The following is a 24,697-nucleotide window of genomic DNA, read 5'->3' on the forward strand; positions in this document are numbered from 1 at the left end:
AACGCCGGGGTACTTGGAAAAAGCTTGAAGACACCGGTCCCGCACACCGGGTCGGACCCGCCTGGAAGGCGGCGCGAGCCCCGGGCCGGCCACTCGAAACGGGGGCCCGATCGGGCACTGTTTAGGCATACTCTGAATCAACAAAAGTTTTCTTTAGCTGGACTACATCGAGGTGCTGCCGCCACTACACGGTTGTTACCCGATCGCGACGTTCTGCCTGCTCGCAGCGGCATTCTTTGGCCCGCCCGGGCTGTAGCATAGGCCACACAGGGTGACGGACATCACAACAAATGATCGGACTGCAAGGCCCTCGTCCCCTGACCGTTCGCAACGGTTGCAAAGGCGCAACCCACAGCACCCCCATGTGGAGGTTTTCAATTTGAGAAGCACATCGAGCGGCCTGTCGCAGAGACGGCGTGGCAGACTACTGAGGTCTGTGGGGGCAATATTTGCCGCCATGGCTGCGCTACTGCTCATCGTTGCCCCGGCGTCCAGCGCCGCGACCCCGTCGCCGACACCATCCCCGTCGGCCACCCAGTTCACCAACAGCATCAGCGGCTTCCTGCGCGGCGACGACCGCGCACCGATCCCCGGGGTGACGATCACCGCCACGAGCGGCGATTTCACCGGAACCACCAAATCGGGACCCAACGGCGCCTGGACCATCGGCGTCCCCACGCAGGGGACCTACGTGGTCAAACTCGACGAGTCCACGCTTCCGAAGGGCATCAAGCTGGCCGAGGGCCAGGAGAACCCCCGCAAAGTTACCTTCAGCCAGACCTCAAACCTCTCGGTGATCTTCACCTTTGGCAAGGGAATCGTCGTGGCAGAGGAGAACTTCGGGCAGAACCTGCTCAACCGGCTAGTGGCCGGCCTGAGCTTCGGCCTGCTGCTCGCCCTCGCGTCCGTGGGCCTGTCCCTGATCTTCGGCACCACCGGCCTGACGAACTTCGCCCACGGTGAGATGGTCACGCTGGGCGCGGTCCTGGTGTTCGCCTTCAACCAGATGCACCTGCCGTTCTGGTTGGCCGTCATCCTGGCCGTCATCGGCGGCGGCGTGTTCGGCTACGTCCAGGACGCGGGCCTGTGGAAGCCGCTGCGGCGCCGCGGCACCGGGCTTGTTCCGATGATGATCGTCAGCATCGGCCTCGCCCTGTCCGTGCGCTACATCATCCAGTTCTATTTCGGCGGCGCCACCCAGCAACTGCCGTTCGCCCAGAGCGTGGAAATTCTGATCGGCCCGATCTCCATTTCCCCCAACAACCTCTTGTCCCTCCTCGTCAGCGCCGTCGTGATCGCCGCCCTCGGCGTCGTCCTGCTCAAGACCCGCCTCGGCAAGGCCACCCGTGCGGTGGCCGACAACCCGGCGTTGGCCGCGGCCTCCGGCATCGACGTCGACTCCGTCATCCGGATCGTCTGGGTGGTCGGCGGCATGCTCGCCGCCCTCGGCGGCATCCTCTGGGCCTACTACCGTCCCGGCGTCACCTTCGACATGGGCTCGCAGATCCTGCTGCTCATCTTCGCCAGCGTCACCCTCGGCGGCCTCGGCACGGTCTGGGGCGCCCTGGTCGGTTCAATCATCGTCGGCATCTTCGTTGAGCTGACCACCGTGTTCGGCCTCGCAGCCGACCTCAAATACGTGGGAGCGTTGTTCATCATGATTGTTGTCCTCTTGTTCCGCCCTCAGGGCATTCTGGGCCGCAAAGAGCGCGTGGGTTAGGAGACAGCCATGGATTTCGGATTCATATTTTCCAGCGCCGCCGGCGAACTTTTCAGCCCGACGACAGCTGCCTACGCCCTGGCCACCCTCGGGCTCGCGGTTCACTTCGGCTACACCGGCCTGCTCAACTTCGGCCAGGCAGGCTTCATGGCAGTGGGGGCCTATGGCTTCGCCATATCCACTCTGACGTTCCATGTGCCGTTCTTCGTCGGACTGCTCATCGCCGTCGTCGCCTCCGCCATCTTCGCCCTGTTGCTGGGTATCCCGACGCTGCGGCTGCGGGCAGACTACCTGGCCATCGTGACCATCGCGGCGGCCGAAATCGTGCGTTACATCGTCACGACCAACCAGCTGACCGCCGTTACCGGCTCGGCCAACGGCCTGGCCGCCTTCGAGGGCGATTTCTACGCCATGAACCCCTTCCCGCCGGGGACCTACGTTGGCATGAACAACCGCGACTTCTTCATCCGGGTGGTCGCCTGGGCAGTCGTGGCCATCTTCTGCACCCTGGTGTGGCTGCTGATGCGAAGCCCCTGGGGCCGGGTACTCAAGGGCATCCGCGAGGACGAGAACGCCGTCCGCTCGCTCGGCAAGAACGTGTACGCCTACAAGATGCAGTCCCTGATCATCGGCGGCGCGCTCGGTGCCCTGGCAGGCATGATCTTCACGATTCCCCGCGGCGCGGTGCAGCCGGCCAACTACGGCACGGAACTGACGTTCTTCCTCTACACCTGCCTGCTGCTCGGCGGGCTCGGCACTGTGCTCGGCCCCGTGGTCGGCGCGATGATCTTCTGGGTGGTGCTCTCGCTCACCCAGGGCATCCTCTACGGCCTGATCGAGTCCGGCACCATCACGTGGCTGAACACGGTCCAGGCCGGGCAGCTGCGTTACATCCTGGTCGGCGTGGCGCTCATGCTGCTGATGATCTTCAGGCCCCAGGGCGTTCTCGGCAATAAGAAGGAGCTGGCATTCGCATGAGCATTCCAAGCGAAGAGTCACGGGACCAACCCCGCACGTCGGAAGAAATCGACTATATGACGGACAACCGTCCGATCGCCGCCGGGGAGATCGCGCCCGGCTGCAAGAAGCGGGATCCGATCGTGGTGGCGGAGAACGTCACCCGCACCTTCGGCGGCATCAACGCCGTCGACGTCCAGTACCTCGAGATCCCGCGGCACAAGATCACCGCCCTGATCGGCCCCAACGGCGCCGGCAAGACTACGTTGTTCAACCTGCTGACGGGTTTCGACACCCCGAACTCGGGTACATGGCAGTTCGAGGGCAACAACATCGCCGGCGTCTCCTCGTACAAGGTGGCCAGGATGGGAATGGTGCGCACGTTCCAGCTCACCAAGGTCATGGGCAAGCTCACCGTCATGGAGAACATGCGCCTCGGCGCCTCCAGCCAGTCCGGCGAACGGCTGTCCAAGGCTTTGTTCAAGGGCATCTGGGGCGGCCAGGAAAAGAAGATCACCCAGGAAGCCAACGTGCTGCTGGAGAAGTTCAAACTGGACGCCAAGAAGGACGACTACGCGGCGTCGCTGTCCGGCGGGCAGCGGAAGCTGCTGGAAATGGCCCGGTCCCTGATGGTGCGGCCCAAGCTGGTCATGCTCGACGAGCCGATGGCCGGCGTGAACCCGGCACTGACGCAGTCCCTGCTTGACCACATCAAGAACCTCAAGGCCGAAGGCATGACCGTCCTGTTCGTCGAGCACGACATGAACATGGTCCGCCACATCGCCGACTGGGTGGTGGTGATGGCAGAGGGAAAGATCGTGGCCGAAGGGCCGCCCGCCGAGGTCATGAAGAACCCCGCCGTGATCGACGCCTACCTCGGCGCCCACCACGACGTCGACCTCGGCGACGCGGAAGGCATCAAGGAACTGGCCGCGGAGCTGGTCGCGGACGAGGAATCGATTGTCGGCACCGAAAACGCCGGCATCATCTCCGCCGACGTCCTCGCCACTGAGGCGGACGAAGCGGCGCAGCCGGATCCGAACGGGACGACCCGGGGTCGCCGCAGCGCCGAAGGGCCGAACCTCGGCGAAGAGCCGAACCGCACAGAGAAGGACACAGAATGAGCGCCACCAGCGCGGCACCGTCCGCCCAGCCAACCTTCGATGGCGACTCGGTTGTGAAGGTCACCGATCTGGTGGCCGGCTATATCCCCGGCGTCAATATCCTCAACGGCTGCAGCATCGAAGCCCGCAAGGGTGAGCTGATCGGCATCATCGGCCCCAACGGCGCCGGCAAGTCCACGTTGCTGAAAGCCATGTTCGGCCTGGTCAAGGTCCACTCCGGCTCGGTAGTGGTCCGCGGCCAGGACATCACCGGGCTCAAGGCCAACAAGCTGGTCACCAAGGGCGTCGGTTTCGTTCCGCAGAACAACAACGTATTCGCCGCCCTGACCATCGAGGAAAACCTGCAGATGGGCATGTTCCAGCGGCCCAAGGACTTCGCCAAACGGTTCGACTTTGTCTCCGAACTGTTCCCGGAGCTCGCCAAACGGCGCGCCCAGCGGGCCGGCTCGCTCTCCGGCGGCGAACGCCAAATGGTCGCCATGGGACGGGCCCTCATGATGGACCCGGCCGTGCTGCTGCTCGATGAGCCCTCCGCAGGCCTCTCCCCTGTCAAGCAGGATGAGACCTTCCTCCGGGTACACGAGATCAACCGCGCCGGCGTCTCCGTCATCATGGTGGAGCAAAACGCGCGCCGCTGCCTTCAGATCTGCGACCGCGCCTACGTCCTGGACCAGGGCAAGGACGCGTACACAGGTACAGGCCGGGAACTCATGAAGGATCCCAAGGTCATCCAGCTCTACCTGGGCACGCTCGCAGACACCGTGGAATAGGACCTCCCGCAGCATCCGCACAGGGCAACCCGCGAAGGGGCCGTCACCAGCCGGTGGCGGCCCTTTTGCGTGCCCGGCGTCTATCCAGTCGAGTTGTACCGAGTTGTACCCTCCGGTCGCCTCCGCAGCCACTTGCTCGGCGCCTGCCTCCGGCGCGCTCAGCGTCTTGTCTCACCGACCGCTCCCCCAACAGGACGACGGCGTCACGCGGCGCAGAGTATTAGCAGGCCACACACCGGGTTGAGGCGGCTTTCCGCCGTCGGGCTGTCCACTGCCTGCCCAAAGCTTGCCGTGTGTGACGCCGCGTCCCCGCGTGACGCGTCGTCCCACGCGTGACACCCATGCCCCGCTCCCCCGGGCACAAAAAACCCCCGTCCGGTGAAGGACGGGGGTCTTTTGTTTGTCGGTGGGAAGCGGCTTACAGCTTGCCGAATTCTTCCTTGACCGGCTTGTAGGTGTTGTCATCCTGGTACTCGTAGATGCCGATGTAGGCTTCCGTCGGGTCGCCGGCGTCGGAGAACGTCACGGGGCCGGACTGGCCGTCGTAGTCGATGTCCTTGCCGTTGCGGAGCAGGGTGACGCAGGACGGGAAGGTGTTGCACTTCTCCCCGCCTTCAGAGACGTCCTTCAGGTGCGCCGCGATGTCGGTGCCCTTGGTGCTCTTGGCTTCCTCAGCCGCCAGAGCGATCAGGTTCACGGCGTCGTAGGACTCGCCGGAGTAGCTGTAGTCCTTCAGCGCGGGGTCGATTGCCAGGAGCTTCTTCTTGAAGTCATCCTTGGCGAAGGTGCCCGGGATGGTGCCCTGGGCGCCCTTCAGGGTTCCCGGCTGGAAGTCCTTGCTGTAGTCGGACATGTTGCCGTCCACCATGAAGATCTGGTTGGGCTTGACGCCCTTGCCGGTCATCAGCGGGACGATGCTCTTGGCCTGGTCGAAGGTGATCAGGGCAATGGCATCCGGCTTGGCGGCCAGGACCTTATCCACCTGGCTGCTGAACTGGGAATCGCCCTCGTTGAAGAGCTCCTGGGCAACAACCTTGCCGCCGGCTGCCTCGAAAGCGGCCTGGACGTTCTTGGCAAGGCCGGTTCCGTAGGCGTCGTTCAGGACGATCATGCCGACCGTCTGGGCGCCACAGGTAGCCATGTAGTTGCCGAGGACCTTGCCCTGGAGCACGTCCGAGGGGGCCGTGCGCCAGTAGAGGCCCTTGTCATCCCACGCGGTGAAGTCCGGCGAGGTGTTGGCCGGGGAGAACTGGACGACGCCGGCACCGGTGATCTGGTTGATCACGGTCTTGGAGACACCCGAAGACGCGGCACCGACGATTGCGCTGACGCCCTGTCCGAGCAGTGCTGTGGTGGACTGGGTGGCGATGTCGGTCTTGGTGTCACCGGAGTCGCGGTGGATGACCTCGACCGGCTTGCCCAGGACGCCGCCGGCATCGTTGACTTCCTTGATGCCGAGGTTAACACCGGCAATTTCGGGCGGGCCGAGGAATGCCAGGGACCCGGTCGTCGGCAGGAGCGAGCCGATCTTCAGGGGTGTGGGGGTGGTGGTGGCCGAAGCGGGCACGGAGCCCGTGTCACTGGCAGCGCTGGTGCCGGCGCCGGTGGCGCTGGGTGCCGGGCACGCGATGCCGGCGGCCGCGGCTGAGCTGGATCCCGTCGAGCTTGGGGCGGGCGAGCCACCGCAAGCCGTAGCCAGAAGGGCGACGCCGAGGCTAAGCACTGTGAGCTTAGCGATGCGGGGCGCAACCTGGGGGAGTGAAGTCATGTACAAGCTCCTCGATCTAAAGGTGCGAACGGCCTTTGACGCGAAAGATCAGGTGTTCCTGATTCCACTTCAAGCTAATGCAATTTCGGCGCGAAAATAAGTGACTACGGTCACATCCTTATAACACTCGTTGCATAGAGGAAATCTGGACGGTTCCACGACCGTCCCACACTGTGCCCCAGGTGGGACTCGAACCCACAACACGCGGATTTTAAGTCCGCTGCCTCTGCCAATTGGGCTACTGGGGCGCCCGGTCCATGGTATCCCGCGCCGGCCGGATCAGCCCGAAAACGGGCCCGCGTAGCGGAACGTGCCGCTGACGCCGCCGGGCCATACGGCGAGCGGGAGCAGCTGGAAGTAGGCACCCCAGCCGGCCTCCGGCGGCGCGACCCCGAGCGAGGTTGACGGCACAAAGCCGAAGCGGGAGTAATACTCGGGACTGCCCAGCAGGGCGATCCCCCGCTCCCCCGCCGCGTTCGCCCGCGCCACGGTCTCGTTCATGAGAGCGGTGCCGATCCCGTGGCGCTGCAGCCGGGGTGTTATCCCGATCGGGCCGAGCCCGAGCAGCTCCAGCCCGTCCACCCACCCCCGGGTGCTGATCACGTGCCCCACGACTTCGCCGTCGAGTTCGGCAACAATGCTGAACCCCGGCAGGTATTCCCCGCACTCGAACAGCCGGGCGAGCAGTTTCACTTCCTCAGGTTCGCCCTCGACGTGTTCCCCGGTGACGGGCGAGATGGCAAATGCGGCGGCTGTGAGCGCGAGGATGGCGGGACGGTCCGCTGGTTCCTCGCTGCGCAGCATCAGCGCCGGGGCCGGCTTGTGCTCCCCGCTGGCCGCGACGAGTTCGTGCAGCGTCTCCAGCGCCCGCTCGGCGTCCCCCACCGGCACCAGCAGATGGTCATGGTGGAAGCCCGCCAACACGTTGCAGCTGATCTTCGCCTCCGTCAGAGCGGCGCTGACGGCCGCTGTCAGGCCGATCGCCTCCAGCGAAGAATGCACCTGGAGGGTGATCCACGCAGCGACGAAGTCGTAGGAGAGCCCCAGGCTGTCCGCCTCCGCCCGCGGCAGCACGACGGTCAGCCCTTCCGCCTCGCGAACAGCCGCCGAGATCGCCCCGGCCAGGGGCCTGCCGTGCGGCCACAGGGCGTAGACGTACTCGCCTTCGCGCAGTTCGGGGCGCATGGTGGCCAGGAGCGTGTGCAGGTCCTTTTCAGCAGTCATGCAGCCAGTCTAGGCGCGGGTCTTACACACCGGCCCGTTCCCGATACCCCACCGCGGCAGCAACGAAAACGGCGGCCGCTCCCCCTGAGGGGAACGGCCGCCGTCGAAAGCTCGGGTCTGGCTACTTGGAGTCGGCCGGAACAGCTTCCTTCGTGTCGTTCTTTGCCGCGTCGTTCTTTGCGGCGTCGTTCTTTGCCGCGTCGTTCTTTGCCGCGTCGTTCTTGGCGGCGTCGGCCGGCGTGCCGGCAGCCGGAGCAGCGGCCGGCTTCGGGGCCGGCGTCGCTGCGGCCACGAAGGCGCCACGGGGGTTGTCCAGGTCCATCAGCTGCGTGGTGTCGCGGCCCAGGAAGAACGCCCAGATCCAGCCGGAGATGACGCGGATCTTGCGCTCCACCGTCGGGATGGCCATGCCGTGGTAGCCACGGTGCGCCAGCCAGGCCAGCGGGCCCTTGAGGCCGATGCGGCCAACCAGGTTGATGTTCGCGACGCCCTTCCATTCACCGAAGCCGGCGACGGCGCCCAGGTTCTTGTGCTTGTAGTCCTTGAGCGGCTTGTTCCAGCGGGAGGCCCACAGGTTCTTGGCCAGGCGCTTGGACTGGCGCAGCGCGTGCTGGGCGTTCGGCACGCAGGTGCCGTCCGGCAGGCCGCTGCCCGTGAGGTCGGGGACGGCGGCGATGTCGCCGGCAGCCCAGGCGTTCTCGATGATGCCCTCGTCGCCTGCGATGCGCAGGTCGGCCAGGACGCGGACGCGTCCGCGCGGCTCAAGCGGGAAGTCGGTGGAGCGGACCATCGGGTTGGCCTGCACACCGGCAGTCCAGACCAGGGTGTCGGTCTCGAATTCCTGGGCCGGGCTCTTGTCCGGGAGGTTGATGAGCTTCAGGGAGCCCTCGGCGTTGTCGAGGGAGGTGTTCAGCAGGACCTCGATGCCGCGGCTGCGGAGGTGCTCGACAACCCATTCGGCCTGCGGAGCGGTGACTTCGGGCATGATGCGGCCCATGGCCTCGACCAGGACGAAGCGGACTTCCTCCTGCTTGACGCGCGGGTTGTTCTTGACCGCGGCGCGGGCGAGGTCTTCCATTTCGGTGATGCACTCGATGCCGGCGAAGCCGCCGCCGACGACGACGAAGGTCAGGGCGCGGGCGCGCTCAGCGGGGTCCGTCATGAGCGAGCCGGTTTCGATGCGCTCGAGGACCTTGTTGCGCAGGGCAACGGCCTCTTCGATGGTCTTCAGGCCGATGCCCTTGTCCGCGAGGCCCTTGATCGGGAACGTGCGGGTGATGGCGCCGGCGGCCAGGACGACGTCGAAGTAGGGAATCTCGAACGTGTCGCCGCCGTCGGAGGGTGCGACCACTGCCGTGCGGTTGGCGTGGTCGATTGAGGTGACGCGGCCCTGGATGAGTTCCGTCTGCTTCAGGTGCTGGCGGTGCGAGACGACAGCGTGGCGCGCCTCGATGTTGCCGCCGGCAACTTCCGGCAGGAAGGGCTGGTAGGTCATGTAGGGCAGCGGATCGACGAGGGTGACGATGCCACCGGCATTCGCGATCTTTTTCTGAAGTTTGAGGGCTACATACAGGCCGACGTACCCGCCGCCGACGACGAGTACCCGGGGACGGTCCTGGAGCTGAAGGGAGGATGCCATGCCTCAAGAATACAGTAGTTTGTGAAAACCTTCACTAACTATGACGGGTTGCTGGAGTCCACGGATTTCATGGGCCCCGGTTCGGTCTTGTCCGCCCGCTCCGGACCGTCATTGCGCGGCGTCGTCCCTGCCGGAAGGCCCTTTTCCGGCGTCGTCGTTGGCGTCGTCGGCGGCGGTGCGTCAATCGCCGTCGTCGACGGTGGTGCGTCATTCGCCGGCGTCGTCTTTACCGGGCGCATGGCGGACCTCAGCTGGAGCGCGGCGGCCACGATGATGCCCACGAACAGGCAGGCGAAGCCCAGGACCACCACGGCCGGCACTGCGCTGTCCAGCTGGGAGGGTTTCTCCGCGACCGGCACGGTCGCTTCGGGCAGGGTGGGCGCGGCACTGGAGGGCGCGGGCGCCGCCGCGGCGGGCGTCGTGGCGAGGTTTCCACGCCGGTGGACCCGGATCCAGTCCGATATCGATCCCAGCGGGTTGACCTTCGTCTCGGGGACATCGGCCTTGAGGGCGGCCTCGGCGTTGAGCACGCCGAACCCGTACAGCGGGTCTTTCCCCGGCTCCCCGGCGTCCTTGGCCGTGCTGACGATCCGGTTGATGACCTGGCTCGCGGACATCTCGGGCCATTTGGAGCGGATCAGGGCCGCGACGCCGGAGACGATGGGCGTGGCGCCGGAGGTGCCCGCCCAGTCGGCGTAGCCGCCGGCGGGCATGCCGCCGACCAGGTCCTCGGCGGGGGCCGCGACGCCGATGCTGATGCCCTGGGAGGAGGAGTCGATGCTGGCCACGCCTGTGCGGTCCAGGCCCGCAACGGTCAGGACGCCGGGAATCGTGGCCGGCGCGCCGACCTGGACGTTTCCGCCCACCCGGTTGCCGGCGGCGGCGACGATGACGACGTCCTTCTGTTCGGCGTAGAGGAACGCGGCATCCCAGCTCTGGGGCCATTCCGGTGAGGTGCTGCCGAGGGAGATGTTGATGACGCGGGCGCCGTTGTCGACGGCCCAGCGCACGGCCTCCGGGATCTGCTCCTGGTCACTCTTGCCGCCCGGGTTGGCGGAACCGAGCCATGTGGACACGGAGAGCACCTGCGCCTCGGGGGCAACGCCGATGATTCCGTCGGGGCCGCCCGGAGCGGCGGGTGCTGCGCTGGCACTGGGTTTGGCGGCCTCTCCGGGCGGCTGGTGCCCGCGGCCGGCGAGCATGGTGGCCACGAGGGTCCCGTGCTCGGGTTTGGCGCCGATGCTGTCCTGGCCGTTTGCACTGCCGGCGCCGGAGATGTCGGCGCCGCCGGCGAGCACGCCCGCCAGGTCGGGATGCTTGCCGTCCACGCCGCTGTCAATCACGGCGACCTTGACGCCGGCCCCCTTGGAAACGTCCCAGGCCTTGGTGATGCCGGACTCTGCGAGCCAGTATTCCTTGTCCCGCCAGGAATCGGCGAAGGCGGGCGTGGCCGAGGCCAGCGCCGCCGTGGACGCTCCGCCGGCAAGTGCCAGGGCCATCAACGCGGATGAAATCCGGCGGCCTGTTGCTCTGGTCATTCAGGTCCTATCGGCTGTGCGCCAGCGGCGCGGGCACTGTGTCGGTACGCAACTGTCGGTACACACGGCCGGTGCACAACTGCGGGGAAAATTTAGCGGATGCTGAGGGCAATTCCGTCAAGAATATCGTGTTCACTGGTCACTGCCGTGGTGATGCGGCCGGCCGTGACCTCGGCCAGGCGTTGCAGGACCCGCCGCCACACCAGACCGCCGGCGCCGATCACGTCCACCCGCCCGGGGTGCATGTACGGCAGGGCGGCCCGCTCCTCCCGGGTCATTTCGAGCAGCTCGGTGCAGGCTTTGCGGACCGCGTCCAGGTCCAGTTCGGTGCCGTGGATCGCGGCCGGCGAATACTCCGGCAGGCCCAGGGCATGTGCCGTGATGGTGGTGACGGAACCGGCCACGCCGACGACGGCGGTGGCGCGTTCCAGCGGAACCGTCTTTGCCGCCTCGCTGATGGCGGCGTCGACGTCGGCCTCCGCCGCCGCGATCTGCTCCGGTGTGGGCGGATCGCTGCGCAGGTGCCGTTCGGTCATCCGCACGCAGCCGACGTCGACCGAGCGGGCGGCGATGACGCCGTCGGCGTTGCCCAACACGAACTCCGTGCTTCCGCCGCCGAGGTCCACCACCAGCACTGGGTCCTCCCCGCGGGAGGGCAGCACACTGCTGGCGCCGGCGAAGGACAGCGCGGCCTCCTCGTCCCCGGTGATCACTTCGGGTTCGACGCCGAGGATGGCGCGGATGCCGTCCACGAAGACTTGCCGGTTGCGGGCGTCGCGGGTGGCGGAGGTGGCCACGAAGCGCACTTTGTCGACGCCGTGCCGGCGGATAAGGTCTGCGTAGTCCCGGGTGGCGGCGAAGGTGCGTTCGAGCGCTTCCTGGGCCAGTTCGCCGGTGGAGTCCACGCCCTGGCCCAGCCGGACCACCCGCATTTCCCGCACGACGTCGGTCAGCCGCGGTGTGGGCTGTCCGGCTCCGCCCGGGTTCAGCTCTGTGTCTACATTTGTGTCGATATCGGCGATCAGCAGGCGGATCGAGTTGGTGCCGCAGTCCACGGCCGCGACCCGGGTCACTTGGACTCCCCCGCGCCGGCGTCGCCGGGAATATCGGCAGTATCGTCTGCGGCTGCGCGGGACTTGCGGACGGGGGCGGGCCGGCCCACAATCTCCGGCAGGCCCTGGGGTCCGTGGCGGCTGAGGTCCTGGGAGGGGACCTCGCCGCCGGTGTCCCAGGCGCCGTCACAGTAGCAGCGGTCCGCGGTCCACCACTCGGCGATGGCGGCGACCGACTCGTCGCCCAGCGGGTTCACGCCAGGCCCGGCGGCCAGCGAGTGCCCCACGAGGACGTGCAGGCATTTGACGCGGGTCGGCATGCCGCCGGCGGAGACGCCGTCGATTTCCGGGACGGCACCGATGCCGGACCGTGCGCCGATCTCGGCCCGGGAGGCCAGGTACGCCTCGTGGGCGGCGCGGTACCGCGCGGCGAGATCGGTATCGGCGGCGAGCCTGTCGTTCATCTCGTTCATCAGCCCGGCAGCTTCCAGCCGCGACACCGCGGACGTGATCACCGGATGCGTGAGGTAAAACGTGGTGGGGAACGGCGTACCGTTGCTGAGCCGCGGCGAGGTGGCGGCCACGAGCGGGTTTCCGCAGACGCAGCGGGCCGGGATTTCGACGACGTCCCGCACTGGCCGGCCCAGCTGGCGGCTCAGGACCTCGAGGTCGTGCGGGGTCGGCAGGGCCGAGGCCTCCGGGGCGCTGGCCCCCTCAGATGACGCCGGGGCCTGGGCCGCACTGTTCTCGTCCGGTCGGTTCTGGTCCACTCGGTTCTGGTCCACGGGAGTGGCACCTTCCTGCCCTGTTCTTGGATCGTCCGCGGGACAATCCCGGCGGCGGGCGCCGCTTCTAGTCTGTTGCCGATCGCCGGACGGACTCCCAGAGGGCATCCACCCATGGCAGGTTGGCCGGGTCTTGTGCTGATGCTGCGCCCGCCGTGCCACTGGACTGCGCGGCAGGAAGATCGCTGCCAAATACCCAGTAGCCCGTTTCGCCGGGCATAACCATGTTAATGCGGTCGCGGGCCTGCTGCTTCACGTAGTTGGGGTCCTGCCACCGTGAAACCTGCCGCTTGAGGTCCTCCTGCTTGGTCTGTTTGGCCGCGATATCGGCCTGCAGCGCCGCGATTTCGGCGCGCTTGTCGACGAAGATCTTGACCGTGGGGGCCAGCAGGATGGTGATGGCAATCATGACGACGCCGAGGGCAAGCAGCCGGCCCGAGAACGCCTTGGCGGGCACGGGGTCCAGGGATTCGTCCGCAGCCGCGCCGCCGGCCCGGGCTGTGGCTTTGCCGTTGGCCTTCCCGCTGGCCTTCCCGGGTGCGCGCCGGGTTGCCGGTTTCGCGGCTGATGCTGCTGCGGGGCCCGTTGTGGCGGGCTTGCCCGCTGCGGTCGCCGACGCGCGGGACGTGGAAGGAGCGGTGCCGGAGGATGCGGCCGGCGTCGCCGCGCCGCCGCGGGAGCCGCCAAAGTCGGCCTGGATGACCTCGCCGCCGTCGTCCGTTTCCCCTAAGCCTCCGGCCGGAGGCCTGACGGCCTCAGTCTTGCGGGCAGCAGGGGTAGCCCGGGGAACATTGGGGCGTCGGGTAGCCATGTCACTCCTTCAAAAGCGGCCAAAAACAGAACCGGTGGCCATGGTCTTTCAACCATAGCCACCGGTTACCGGTTTTCGCGGCTAACTAGCCCTTGAAACGCGGGAAGGCGCTGCGGCCGGCGTACCGTGCGGCGTCGTCGAGCTCTTCTTCGATGCGCAGCAGCTGGTTGTACTTGGCGACGCGCTCGGAGCGGGCCGGGGCACCGGTCTTGATCTGTCCCGCGTTGGTTGCCACGGAGATGTCAGCGATGGTGGTGTCCTCGGTTTCGCCGGAGCGGTGCGAGGTGATGGTCGTGTAACCCGCGCGCTGGGCGAGGGAGACTGCGTCCAGGGTCTCGGTCAGGGAGCCGATCTGGTTGACCTTGACCAGCAGCGAGTTGGCGGTCTTGGTGTCGATGCCGCGCTGCAGGATGGACGGGTTGGTGACGAAGAGGTCATCGCCCACCAGCTGGACCTTGTCGCCGATGGCGTCGGTGAGGGTCTTCCAGCCTTCCCAGTCGTTCTCGTCCAGCGGGTCCTCGATGGAAACCAGCGGGTAGTCGGCCACGAGCTCGGCGTAGTACGCGCTCATCTCGGACGCCGTCAGGGCCTTGCCCTCGAACTGGTAGGCGCCGTCGGTGAAGAACTCGGAGGAGGCGACATCCAGTGCCAGGGCGATGTCCTTGCCCGGGGTGTAGCCGGCGTTCTTGATCGCTTCCTGGATCAGGTCCAGGGCAGCACGGTTGGACGGCAGGTTCGGCGCGAAGCCGCCCTCGTCGCCAAGGCCGGTGGAGAGGCCCTTGGCCTGCAGGACGGACTTGAGGTTGTGGTAGACCTCAACGCCCCAGCGCAGGCCCTCGGAGAAGGTCTCGGCGCCGATCGGGACGATCATGAATTCCTGGATGTCCACGTCAGAGTCGGCGTGCGAGCCACCGTTGAGGATGTTCATCAGCGGAACGGGCAGGACGTGGGCGTTGGGGCCGCCGAGGTACTTGTACAGCGGCAGGTCTGCGGAGGCGGCGGCAGCGTTAGCCACGGCCAGGGAAACGCCCAGGATGGCGTTGGCGCCGAGCTTGGCCTTGTTGGGGGTGCCGTCCAGGTCGATCATGGCCTGGTCGATGCTGCGCTGGTCGGTGGCGTCGAAACCGGTCAGCGCCGGGGCGATCTGATCGATGACGGCGTCAACGGCCTTCTGGACACCCTTGCCGAGGTAGCGGCCCTTGTCGCCGTCGCGCAGTTCAACGGCCTCGTGCTCGCCGGTGGAGGCGCCGGAGGGAACTGCTGCGCGGCCGATCTGGCCGTCCGAGAGCAGGACTTCAACTTCTACGGTGGGGTTGCCACGGGAATCGAGGATCTCGCGGGCGTGGATGGCATCGATAAGCGCCATGGATATGCTCCTTTGGGTGAAGCGATCTGCAGGGAATCTGACTGCTTGGACTCTGGCTGTACATCAAGCTGGAAAGCCGACGTCGTCGTCGCTACTAGCGTAGTCGAGAGTGGCGGAGGTTACGGAAACCTATCCAATCCCCGGACGTCATCATGGCGTCCGCGGGTGCGCCCGGTCCGCCTGGAAGCGCCGGCCGGCCCCGCGGAGGGCACGCTCGGCGTCGAACCCGCTGCGGCGGGCCGCCGCAACGATGCCGAACAAGAGCTCACCGAGCTCCTCTTCGGTGGCTGGCATTTCGACGGCGGTTTCGCCTGCGGCCGCCGGGAGGCCCGCGCGTTCGGCCCGGTCCAGCAGCTTCTGGGCCCGCGCCAGTGCCGGAAGAGCGGCCGGGACACCGTCCAGCGCCTCTCCGGGGTGGGACTTCTCCGTGTGCAGCTTTTCGGAACGCTTGACGGCATCCCACTTCAGGACGATCTCCTCCACCGTTGCCGGGAAGGTTTCCTGCAACGAGCCGTCGGGCCGGAACACGTGAGGGTTGCGGCGGATCATCTTGGCAGCGAGGCCGCGGGCGACGTCGTCGAGGTCAAAGGCGCCCCGTTCTTCGGCCAACCGGGCGTGCAGGACCACCTGGAGCAGCACATCACCCAGTTCGGACTTCAGTTCGGCATCGCCGCCGGCGGTCTCGATGGTTTCGGCGACCTCGTGGGCCTCCTCGAGGAGGTACTCCACGAGGGACTCGTGGGTGAGGGCACCCATCCAGGGGCAGTGCTCGCGCAGCGCCGCAATCACAGCGACAAGCCCCTGGACGGGTGATGGTTCTTCGTTAGCCAAGGTCGGCGTAGGCCTCGTTGATGTATTCCACCAGTGCTTCCTTCTCCTCGAGCGGGAGGAAGGCGGCCTCGGCCGCGTTGAGCGTCAGTTCCAGCAGGTCGTCGAGGTCGTAGTCGAATGTCTCGACCAGGAGCTCGAACTCGTCCGTGAGGGTCACGCCGCTCATGAGGCGGTTGTCGGTGTTGATGGTGACGTTGAAGCCCAGCTGGTAGAGCATGTCCAGCGGGTGGCTTTCGATGCCCTCGCCGAAGCCGGCGATCGCACCGGTCTGCAGGTTCGACGACGGGCAGATCTCCAGCGCGATGCCGCGGTCGCGCACCCAGCTGGCAAGCTCGCCCAGGGTCACCATCCCGATGGTGTCATCGACTTCGTCCTCGGAGCCGTCCCCGGCGTCGTCGGCGTCTTCGAATTCGATCGTGACGTCCTCGGCGATCCGCACACCGTGGCCCAGGCGCAGGGCCCGGCCATCCACGAGGGCCGACTGGATGCTTTCCAGGCCCGCGGCCTCGCCGGCGTGGACCGTGGCCGGGAAGTTGTGCTGGGCGAGGTAGGTGAAGGCGTCTTTGAAGCGGGAGGGCAGGAAGCCGTCCTCGGCTCCGGCGATGTCGAAGCCCACGGCACCGTTGTTGCGGTGACGGACCGCCAGTTCGGCGATCTCCTGCCCGCGGTCGGCGTGGCGCATGGCGGTGATGAGCTGGCCCACCTGGATGTCGCGGCCGGTTTCGGCGACGGCGTCCACGCCGGCTTCCAGCCCGGCCTGCACGGCCTCCACCACTTCGTCCAGGTTCAGACCCTTCTGCAGGTGCTGTTCCGGGGCCCAGCGCACTTCGCCGTATACGACGCCGTCGTCGGCCAGGTCTTCGACGAATTCCTTCGCGACCCGGAACAGGCCTTCCTTGGTCTGCATCACGGCGATGGTGTGGTCAAACGTTTCCAGGTAGCGGACCAGGGAGCCGGAATCGGCGGACTCGCGGAACCACTCCCCCAGCGCTACGGGATCCGTGGACGGCAGCGTGTGGCCCACAGCCTCCGCAAGTTCAATGATGGTGGCCGGCCGGAGCCCGCCGTCCAGGTGGTCGTGAAGGGAAACCTTGGGAAGGGCCTTCAGGTCGAATTCGAGGTCAGGGGCAGCGTCAGGAATAGTCTCAGTCACGTTCCAACCATAGGGTCGCGGGGCGCCGGATGCTACTTTCTGGATGCTCCGGCCTCAGTGGACGGACCGGCCAGGATGGTGCCGTGCATCCCGGAAGCCTGTTCCCGGGGAGCGTGCTCCTGGCTGGGCCCGGCGTCGGCGGGGACGGGACGGGCGTCGCCGTGGCTGGGCCCTGTGTCGTTGCGGCCGAGGCGCTTGTGCCACCAGCGCAGGAGGTGGTCGATCAGGACCCCGAGCACGATCGCGAATACCACCGCGATCCCCGCGCTGAGCAGCGGGTTGTGGTGCAGCCACGGGAAGGAACTGGCCAGGACGCCGATGCCGATCGAGTAGGCGACCCATGTGAGGCACGCGAAGGCGTCCAGGAAGAAGAACCTCCGGTGCGGGAACGCCGTCGTGCCCGCCACGTAGTTGACGGCGACCCTGCCCCACGGGATGTACCGGGCGGTGAAGATCAGGACGGCGCCGCGCTTCTCGAGTTCATAGTGGGCCCACCCAAAGACCTTTTGGACCTTCGGTTTGCGCATCCAGCGGAACCGTTCGAGGCCAATCTTCCGGCCGAGCATGTAGGCCATGTTGTCGCCCGCCATGGCTCCGACGAGCGCCGTGAGGCCCAGGATCCACAGGTTGGGCTGGCCGCTGTGCAGCGAGTACGCCGCAAGGGCAACGATCAGGGTCTCGCTGGGGACCACCATCGCGAAGCCGTCCACGAAGAAGAAAACCAGCAACAGGGGGTAGATCCACCACTGGCCAGCGGCATGGAGCACGGCCTCGTTAATGAACTCCATGCGGGTGGTGCTCCTTGATGACTGGAAACGGACAACTAAGCCGTAGCGGACAAGCGATGACAGTGGGTGGTGCCTTGGACGAAATGCGGCCCACGAACGTGACCCAAATCGCTCCTAAGTGTCCCATGGGCGGGCCCAATCCGCCTAGGACTCGGCGGGCGGAACGGATTGGGTCGATTCCTCGGGGACGCGGCCCCGCACCTTGCCGATCACGAAGTCCACGGCGACGCCCAGGACGACTGCGCAGACGATCGCAATGGCCGCGCCCAGCACATGGTTTTTCTCAAACCACGGCCCAACAAACAGCCCGATCCCCACCGAGTAGCCGGCCCACAACAGCGCCGAAAGCACCGTCAGGCTCATGAAACGGGGCCGCGGGTAGTGCGTGGCCCCGGCAGTCAGGTTGACAGCCACCCGTCCGATCGGGACGAAGCGCGCCACGAGGATCAGGGACGCGGGCCGTTTCCGCAGTTCCCGTCCGGCCCAACGGAAGGCCGCCTGCATCTTGACGCCGCGCTGCCAGGCCCAGCGCCGCGTCCCGGTCCTGCGGCCGATCAGGTAGGCGAGGTTGTCGCCCACCCAGGCCCCGGCAGCGGCGGTGGCGATCAGGAGGAAAGGATTGGGAACACCCGCGGTGGCGGCGACGGCGGCCAGGCCCACCACCACGGATTCGCTGGGGATCGGCGGGAAGAAGCCGTCGATCACGCAGCACGCGAAAACGAGGACCAGAACCCAGGGTTGCCCTGCGGCGGCGAGGATGAAGTCGTTGATTGCCTGCACAGCTTCCTAACGCGCGGCGGGGCCAGATAGGTCCTTCAGGTAGAGATACTTCAAACGCAGGCTCGGCCGGAGCCGTGCCTGCGTTTGAAGTGTACTGCTGTGGGGTTAGTGTACCGCCGGCCCCGCTCGCGCCGCCGAAATGCCGCGGACACGCCCGTTGCCCTATCACTTATGGCGGCTAAACCAGGGGTTTGGGGACCATAGGTGATAGGGCAACCGGGGGTGGGGCTTAGGCGATGCGGTCGATGATGAGCTTCTGGGCGGGCCGGGAGCCCTCCGGCGCGATCACCGCGGCGCGCTCCAGGGCTTCCTTGGCGCGCTCGAACTTCTCCGGGGTGTCCGTCAGGAGGGTCATGAGCGGTTCGCCCGCCTTGACCGTGGCGCCCGGCTTGGCGTGCATCCGCACCCCGGCGCCGGCCTGGACCTGGTCCTCCTTGCGGGCACGTCCGGCACCGAGCCGCCAGGCCGCAACGCCGACGGCCATCGCGTCGAGTTCCACCAGGACGCCGTCGGCCGCGGCGTAGATGACCTCGGATTCCTTGGCGACCGGGAGCTTGGCGCGCGGGTCGCCGCCCTGCGCCTCAATCATTCGGTTCCACACATCCATGGCCCGGCCGTCCCGGAGGGCGGCCCGGGGATCGGCGTCACGGACGCCGGCGCATGCCAGCATTTCCTCCGCGAGCCGAACGGTGAGTTCGACGACGTCTTCCGGGCCGCCGCCGGCGAGGACCTCGACGGATTCCTCAACCTCGATCGCGTTGCCGGCGGTGAGGCCCAGGGGCGTGTTCATGTTGGTCAGCAGGGCCACGGTGTTGACGCCGGCGTCCTTGCCCAGGGCCACCATGGTTTCGGCCAGTTCGCGGGCCCGGGCCTCGTCCTTCATGAAGGCGCCGCTGCCCACCTTGACATCGAGAACGAGCGAGCCGGTGCCTTCGGCGATCTTCTTGCTCATGATCGAGGACGCGATCAGCGGGATGGCCTCCACGGTCCCGGTGACGTCACGCAGCGCGTACAGCTTCTTGTCCGCCGGGGCCAGTCCCGCGCCGGCAGCGCAAATGACCGCGCCGACGTCCTGGAGCTGGGCCATCATTTCCTCATTGCTGAGGTCTGCACGCCAGCCCGGGATGGCCTCGAGCTTGTCCAGGGTGCCGCCGGTGTGGCCGAGGCCGCGGCCCGAGAGCTGCGGCACGGCCACGCCGAACACCGCCACCAGGGGCGCCAGCGGCAGGGTGATCTTGTCCCCGACACCGCCCGTGGAGTGCTTGTCCGACGTCGCCTTCATGCCGCCGTCGGGCCGGCGCAGGCCGGAGAAGTCCATCCGCTCGCCGGAGGCGATCATGGCCGCCGTCCAGCGGGAGATCTCGGCCCGGTCCATGCCGTTGAGCAGGATGGCCATGTTCAGGGCAGCCATCTGCTCATCGGCGATGGCGCCGCGGGTGTACGCATCGATCGTCCAGTCGATCTGGGCCGGGCTGAGCACGCCCTTGTCCCGCTTGACGCGGATGATGTCGACGGCGTCGAACGCTTCGGTGTTGCCTGTTGTCTGTGTCGGAAGTGTCACCGGGGTTCCTCCAGGTGTTGGGGGCCAAAGGCATCGGGAAGGACCTGGTCCATGGTCTTGATTCCCTGCGTGGTCATGAGCTCCATGTCGGGAGCCCGGAATTCATAGAGCAGCTGGCGGCAGCGCCCGCACGGCATGAGGACGTTCCCGCCGGCGTCGACGCAGTAGAAGGCCCGGAGCAGTCCCCCGCCGGTCATATGCAGGTTGCCCACCAGGGCGCACTCGGCGCACAGGGTCAGCCCGTAGCTTGCGTTCTCCACGTTGCAGCCGCTGACGATCCGGCCGTCCCCGGTGAGGGCAGCTGCCCCCACCGGAAACTTCGAATACGGCGCGTAGGCGTTCTTCATGGCGGACACTGCCGCGGCTTCGAGCGCCGCCCAGTCCACCGCGATGTCCGCCACGGTCAGCCCTTGACGTACGGTATGCCGTCGGCTGCCGGCGGCCGGGAGCGGCCAACCAGTCCGGCCACGGCAAACACGGTCACGACGTACGGCAGCATGGCCATGAACTGGCTCGGTACCGGGGTGCCGATGATCGTCACGATGCTCTGCAGGTTGTCGGCGAAGCCAAACAGCAGCGCGGCGAAGAACGCCCCGATCGGGTTCCAGCGGCCCAGGATCATGGCGGCGAGGGCGATGAAGCCGCGGCCGCCGGAGATTTCCTTGGTGAAGCTGTCGATCGCCACGAGGGTGAAGAACGATCCGCCGATTCCGGCGACGGCCCCGCCCATCGTGACGTTCCAGAAGCGGGTCGCGTTGACCTTGATGCCCAGCGTGTCAGCCGCCTGAGGGTGCTCGCCCACAGCCCGGACGCGCAGGCCCCACTTGGTCTTGAACAGTCCAATCCAGATCACAATCACGGCGATATACATCAGATATCCCACAACGGACTGCTTGAACAGGATGGGCCCGATCACGGGGATGCCGGAAAGGACCGGGATGTCGATGATGGGCAGCCGGCCGGGAGAGTTGTATTTCTCCGGGTCGGACTGCATCACGGTGGTGAACAGGAAGCCGGTGAGCCCGGAGACCAGGACGTTGAGCACGACGCCGACGATGATTTGGTTAACCACGTATTTGATGCTGAACAGCGCCAGCACCATGGAGACCAGGGCGCCGGCAACGGCTGCCGCCAGCAGTCCCAGGTAGGGGTTGTGGGTCAGGCTGGCGACGAGCGCGGCCGTGAAGGCACCGCCCAGGAGCTGGCCTTCGATGGCGATGTTCACGACGCCGGCGCGTTCGCACAGCACACCTGAGAGGGAGCCGAAGACGATCGGCACGGCCAGGGTCACGGATCCGGCGATGAGGCCGGCCAGCGAAATGCTGGGGGTCCGGGCTCCGCCCACCACCCAGATCAGGAAGGCGACCACGAACACGACGGTGAACACGGCCGGCAGCCAGCGTGGGGGCCGGGCGTTCTGTTTCGCCTTCAGGACCAAGGCGTAGCCCGCGAGGCCCAGCAGGATCAGGGAGAGCACCATCCCGGACAGGAATGCAGGGACTTGGATCGCGGGGAGTTGGAAGAAGTCGCCACCGGAGGAAACCCCGAACTTGGCGGTTCCTTGCGGGCCCAGGAGGCCGAAGAAGATGAAGGCGACGGTGGCCAGCACCGCCAGGGTGACCGGCAGCTTCCAGGTTACGGGCTTCGCGGACACAGCGGGCCTGCGGCCCTTGTCCGGCTGGGATTCCCCCTGAACGGGTGAGGTTGCTGTTGTGCTCATGCGGCACCTCCGGTGGTTGCTGCCTGCTTGGTTTTGCCGGCGGTCGCGGGCTTCTTCTTGCGCGGGTTCAGTCCGAAGATCGACCGGACCAGGGGCGGAGCCGCGATGAACAGCACAATGAGCGACTGGACCACGAGGACGATGTCGATCGGAGTTCCGGTCTGGATCTGCATCTGGACGGCGCCTGCGCGGAAGGCTCCGAACAGCAGGCCGGCGGCAAAGGTGCCCCACGGCGACGAGCGTCCCAGCAGCGCCACGGTGATCGCGTCAAAGCCGTAGGTTGCCGCGACACCGTCGGTCAGGACTTTTTCGGTGCCTGCCACCTGCGCGACACCGGCCAGGCCGGCCAGGCCACCGGCAATGGTCATCACCAGGATGGTGGCCCGGGAGACGTTGATCCCGGCAGTCAGGGCTGCCTTGGGGTTGGCACCGACGGCACGGAACTCGAAACCGAGGGTGGAACGGTTCAGCAGCCACGAGACAAACACGGTGGCCGCGATGGCCAGCAGGAAGCCCAGGTGCAGCCGGTACTGGCTGCCGAAGAGCAGCGGGTACACGGCGCTCGGGTCCAGGATCGGCGAGATCGGGGTGTCCGCCCCCGGGCGCTGGAACAAGTCGGTGTCGAGCAGGTAGCGCAGGAAATAGAGGGCGATGTAGTTGAACATGATGGTCACGATGACCTCGTGGGCGCCCGTCCTGGCTTTGAGCACGCCGACGATGCCGCCCCAGACGGCGCCGCCGATGACGCCGGCCACGAGGACCAGCAGCAGGTGCAGGCCCAGCGGCAGGTGCAGCGCGAAGCCGACCCACGAAGCCAGGATGCCGGCCATGATGATTTGGCCCTGCGCACCGATGTTGAACAGGCCTGCCCGGAAGGCCAGGGCGACGCCCAGGCCGGCTGTGATCAGCGGGGTGGCGATGGTCAGTGTCTCCATGAGGGGCGCGAACTGTCCGGCCGCTCCGGTCCCGTGGGGGTTGAAGACCGCGCCCTGGAAGAGGGCGACGTAGGAATCGGTGGCGGCGGACCAGACGGCGGTGAGGAAGTCGCTGGGCCGGGCAAAGAGATAGCCGGCGGTGGTGCCGACAACCTTGTCCGTCATGGCGATGAGCAGGCCGCCCAGGATCAGTGCCAGCAGCACCGCCAGGATGGTCACTATGCCGTTGCCGGTGAAGATCTTGCGCAGCAGCGACTCGTCTTCCGGGGCACCGGGAAGGGTTCCGCTCTGGGCCGAGACCGGAACGGCCGATGGCTGGTGGGCACCTCCAGCGGTGTCCAGCGAGGTGACGAACTCGGCGTCGTCCTCTAGCGGTTCAGGCTCCACCTCGGTGGTTATGGCTGCCGGAATCCGGTCCGGGTCCGGTGCGGCCGCGGGCCGCGGCTCGGTGTTCTCACTCATGGTGGTCTCCTACGGCGCCGGAGCGGGGCTCCTGCACGGACGGGGCGGCGGGCGCCGGGTTCGTTGCTGGGGTGTCGGCAGTGTTTTCGGCAGCGTTCGCCGTGCTGTCTTCGACGGATTGCGCCGGTTGTTTCTCCGCGGCTTCGGCCTGGGCCTCGTCCGGGGAAACACCGGCCATCATCAGGCCCAGGACGTCGCGGCCGGTGCCGGCCGGGACGATCCCGACCAGCCGGCCCTTGTAGAGCACGGCGATGCGGTCGGCGAGTTCAATGACTTCGTCCAGTTCCGTGGAGACGATCATGACCGGCGTGCCGTGGTCCCGTTCCGCGACGATGCGCTTGTGCAGGAATTCGATGGAGCCGACGTCCACGCCGCGCGTGGGCTGGGAGGCGATGAAGAGCCGCAGCGGCCGGGAGAGCTCCCGCGCCATGACGACTTTCTGCTGGTTGCCGCCGGACAGGGTGCCCGCGGCAAGCATGCCGGACGGGGTGCGGACGTCGAATTCCTCAATCCGGGTCTTGGCGTTCTCCAGGACCTTGGCCGGGCTCATGCTGATGCCCTTGGCGAACGGTGCCTGGTCGTAGCGGTCCAGGATCAGGTTCTCGGCGATGGAGAAGGTGCCGATCAGCCCGTCGAGCGAACGGTCCTCCGGGACGAATCCGACGCCGGAGTTGAGGACGTCCTTGACGCTTTTGCCCAAGAGTTCCTCGCCGTCGAGGGTGATCGAGCCGTGGGCCCTCTCGTGCAGGCCCAGGATGGCCTCGGTCAGTTCGGTCTGGCCGTTGCCCTGGACGCCAGCGACGGCGAGAATCTCGCCGCGGGCGATCCCGAAGCTGATGCCGTCCACGACGTGCTGGCCGCTGGGCGCGATCACGGTGAGGTCCTTGACCTCGAACGTGGTTTCCTGGGGCTGGGCGGGAGCCTTGTCCAGGGTCAGGCTCACGGCGCGGCCCACCATCATGGACGCCAGCTCGGTGGTGGAGGCGCCGGGATCGGCTGAGCCCACTACTTTGCCGCGCCGGATGACTGTGATGGTGTCCGAAACGGCCTTGACCTCACGGAGCTTGTGGGAAATGAAGACGATGGAGGTTCCGTGGCTCTTGAGCTGGCGCATGATGTCCAGCAGCTCATCGGTGTCCTGCGGCGTCAGGACGGCCGTGGGCTCATCGAGGATGAGCACCTTGGCGTCGCGGACGAGCGCCTTGATGATTTCGACGCGCTGCTGCACGCCCACGGGGAGGTCTTCGATCAGTGCGTCGGGGTCGACGTCGAAGCCGTAGCGGTCGGAAATCTCCCGGATCTTCCGGCGGGTGTCCTCCAGGTCCAGGAATCCACCAGTTTTGGTGGTCTCCGCTCCCAGTGCGACGTTCTCGGCGACGGTAAAGACGGGGACAAGCATGAAGTGCTGGTGCACCATGCCGATGCCGGCCGCCATCGCGTCGCCGGGGCCGCGGAAGGTGACAGGTTTGTCGTCGATCAGGATTTCGCCCTCTGTGGGCTCGTACAGTCCGTAGAGGACGTTCATCAGCGTGGACTTGCCAGCGCCGTTCTCGCCGAGCAGACAGTGGATCTGCCCGGGTTCAACAACCACATCGATGTGATCGTTTGCTACCAGGGAGCCGAAGCGTTTTGTAATGCCCTTGAGTTCAAGTTTCAAAACTCTGACCAATCTCGAGATGTCCGGAAGGCTTGATCCGGACGCGTAGTGGGGGC

Annotated in this window: 21 protein-coding genes and 1 tRNA gene; 4 read left to right on the plus strand and 18 right to left on the minus strand. The window is 66.8% G+C overall.

The genetic code is table 11. The features are described 5' to 3' along the window. The first annotated feature begins 457 nt into the window (after positions 1-457). From AC1DDO_RS13400 to AC1DDO_RS13415, 4 genes are read left to right on the plus strand one after another with little or no spacing between them, the layout of a single operon-like run. Entirely contained in the window at positions 458-1,720 is a 1,263-nt protein-coding gene (locus tag AC1DDO_RS13400) for a branched-chain amino acid ABC transporter permease (RefSeq protein ID WP_476972013.1), read from the plus strand. A gap of 9 nt (positions 1,721-1,729) precedes the next feature. After that, positions 1,730-2,698, plus strand: a complete 969-nt coding sequence (locus tag AC1DDO_RS13405) for a branched-chain amino acid ABC transporter permease (RefSeq protein ID WP_476972014.1) — start codon at positions 1,730-1,732, stop codon at positions 2,696-2,698. Continuing rightward, the gene (locus AC1DDO_RS13410; RefSeq protein WP_476972015.1) at positions 2,695-3,801 is read left to right on the plus strand and encodes an ABC transporter ATP-binding protein; all 1,107 of its coding nucleotides are present in this window, start codon (positions 2,695-2,697) and stop codon (positions 3,799-3,801) included. The genes AC1DDO_RS13405 and AC1DDO_RS13410 overlap by 4 nt, the downstream gene beginning before the upstream one ends. Further along, on the plus strand, positions 3,798-4,571 hold the full coding sequence (locus AC1DDO_RS13415; RefSeq protein ID WP_476972016.1) for an ABC transporter ATP-binding protein: 774 nt from the start codon (positions 3,798-3,800) through the stop codon (positions 4,569-4,571). The genes AC1DDO_RS13410 and AC1DDO_RS13415 overlap by 4 nt, the downstream gene beginning before the upstream one ends. A 418-nt stretch (positions 4,572-4,989) precedes the next feature. Here AC1DDO_RS13415 and AC1DDO_RS13420 read toward each other — a convergent pair whose 3' ends face one another. The 18 genes from AC1DDO_RS13420 to AC1DDO_RS13505 all read right to left on the minus strand — a co-directional run bounded on the left by AC1DDO_RS13420 (position 4,990) and on the right by AC1DDO_RS13505 (position 24,641). Then, positions 4,990-6,339, minus strand: coding sequence for an ABC transporter substrate-binding protein (locus AC1DDO_RS13420; protein ID WP_441410274.1), 1,350 nt, complete (start codon positions 6,337-6,339; stop codon positions 4,990-4,992). Positions 6,340-6,513: 174 nt separating this feature from the next. Then, a tRNA-Leu gene (locus AC1DDO_RS13425) sits at positions 6,514-6,587 on the minus strand. Positions 6,588-6,618: 31 nt separating this feature from the next. After that, positions 6,619-7,563 (minus strand): N-acetyltransferase, encoded by a 945-nt coding sequence (locus AC1DDO_RS13430; RefSeq protein ID WP_476972017.1) that lies wholly within the window; start codon positions 7,561-7,563, stop codon positions 6,619-6,621. Between the two features lie 121 nt (positions 7,564-7,684). Next, positions 7,685-9,202: an NAD(P)/FAD-dependent oxidoreductase gene (locus AC1DDO_RS13435; protein WP_476972018.1), complete on the minus strand. Its 1,518-nt coding sequence runs from the start codon at positions 9,200-9,202 to the stop codon at positions 7,685-7,687. 38 nt (positions 9,203-9,240) lie between these two features. After that, a complete protein-coding gene (locus AC1DDO_RS13440) occupies positions 9,241-10,740 on the minus strand; it encodes a S8 family serine peptidase (protein WP_476972019.1) in 1,500 nt (499 codons plus the stop codon). Positions 10,741-10,832: 92 nt separating this feature from the next. Next, on the minus strand, positions 10,833-11,813 hold the full coding sequence (locus AC1DDO_RS13445; RefSeq protein ID WP_476972020.1) for a Ppx/GppA phosphatase family protein: 981 nt from the start codon (positions 11,811-11,813) through the stop codon (positions 10,833-10,835). Continuing rightward, entirely contained in the window at positions 11,810-12,478 is a 669-nt protein-coding gene (locus AC1DDO_RS13450; RefSeq protein WP_476972071.1) for a DUF501 domain-containing protein, read from the minus strand. The genes AC1DDO_RS13445 and AC1DDO_RS13450 overlap by 4 nt, the downstream gene beginning before the upstream one ends. A 166-nt stretch (positions 12,479-12,644) precedes the next feature. Beyond that, positions 12,645-13,388, minus strand: a complete 744-nt coding sequence (locus AC1DDO_RS13455) for an FtsB family cell division protein (RefSeq protein ID WP_476972021.1) — start codon at positions 13,386-13,388, stop codon at positions 12,645-12,647. A gap of 85 nt (positions 13,389-13,473) precedes the next feature. Next, positions 13,474-14,754 (minus strand): phosphopyruvate hydratase, encoded by a 1,281-nt coding sequence (gene eno, locus AC1DDO_RS13460; RefSeq protein WP_476867702.1) that lies wholly within the window; start codon positions 14,752-14,754, stop codon positions 13,474-13,476. Positions 14,755-14,904: 150 nt separating this feature from the next. After that, on the minus strand, positions 14,905-15,510 hold the full coding sequence (locus AC1DDO_RS13465; RefSeq protein ID WP_476972072.1) for a MazG nucleotide pyrophosphohydrolase domain-containing protein: 606 nt from the start codon (positions 15,508-15,510) through the stop codon (positions 14,905-14,907). A gap of 67 nt (positions 15,511-15,577) precedes the next feature. Then, a complete protein-coding gene (locus AC1DDO_RS13470; RefSeq protein WP_476868584.1) occupies positions 15,578-16,738 on the minus strand; it encodes an adenosine deaminase in 1,161 nt (386 codons plus the stop codon). A gap of 32 nt (positions 16,739-16,770) precedes the next feature. Beyond that, complete coding sequence (locus tag AC1DDO_RS13475) at positions 16,771-17,526, minus strand: DedA family protein (protein WP_476972022.1); 756 nt, start codon at positions 17,524-17,526, stop codon at positions 16,771-16,773. A 144-nt stretch (positions 17,527-17,670) separates the two neighbouring features. Next, complete coding sequence (locus AC1DDO_RS13480; RefSeq protein WP_441410265.1) at positions 17,671-18,306, minus strand: DedA family protein; 636 nt, start codon at positions 18,304-18,306, stop codon at positions 17,671-17,673. Between the two features lie 229 nt (positions 18,307-18,535). Next, the gene (locus AC1DDO_RS13485; protein ID WP_476972023.1) at positions 18,536-19,867 is read right to left on the minus strand and encodes a thymidine phosphorylase; all 1,332 of its coding nucleotides are present in this window, start codon (positions 19,865-19,867) and stop codon (positions 18,536-18,538) included. Further along, positions 19,864-20,268 carry a cytidine deaminase gene (locus AC1DDO_RS13490; protein ID WP_476972024.1) on the minus strand — a complete coding sequence of 135 codons (405 nt, stop codon included), beginning with the start codon at positions 20,266-20,268 and terminating at the stop codon, positions 19,864-19,866. Before AC1DDO_RS13490 ends, AC1DDO_RS13485 begins: the two co-directional genes overlap by 4 nt. A 2-nt stretch (positions 20,269-20,270) precedes the next feature. Next, positions 20,271-21,587: an ABC transporter permease gene (locus AC1DDO_RS13495; RefSeq protein ID WP_476972025.1), complete on the minus strand. Its 1,317-nt coding sequence runs from the start codon at positions 21,585-21,587 to the stop codon at positions 20,271-20,273. Beyond that, positions 21,584-22,984 (minus strand): ABC transporter permease, encoded by a 1,401-nt coding sequence (locus tag AC1DDO_RS13500; RefSeq protein WP_476972026.1) that lies wholly within the window; start codon positions 22,982-22,984, stop codon positions 21,584-21,586. Before AC1DDO_RS13500 ends, AC1DDO_RS13495 begins: the two co-directional genes overlap by 4 nt. Beyond that, entirely contained in the window at positions 22,977-24,641 is a 1,665-nt protein-coding gene (locus AC1DDO_RS13505) for an ABC transporter ATP-binding protein (protein ID WP_476868578.1), read from the minus strand. The genes AC1DDO_RS13500 and AC1DDO_RS13505 overlap by 8 nt, the downstream gene beginning before the upstream one ends. Between the last annotated feature and the right edge of the window lie 56 nt (positions 24,642-24,697).

It is taken from the genome of Arthrobacter sp. 10N43, from assembly GCF_056394525.1.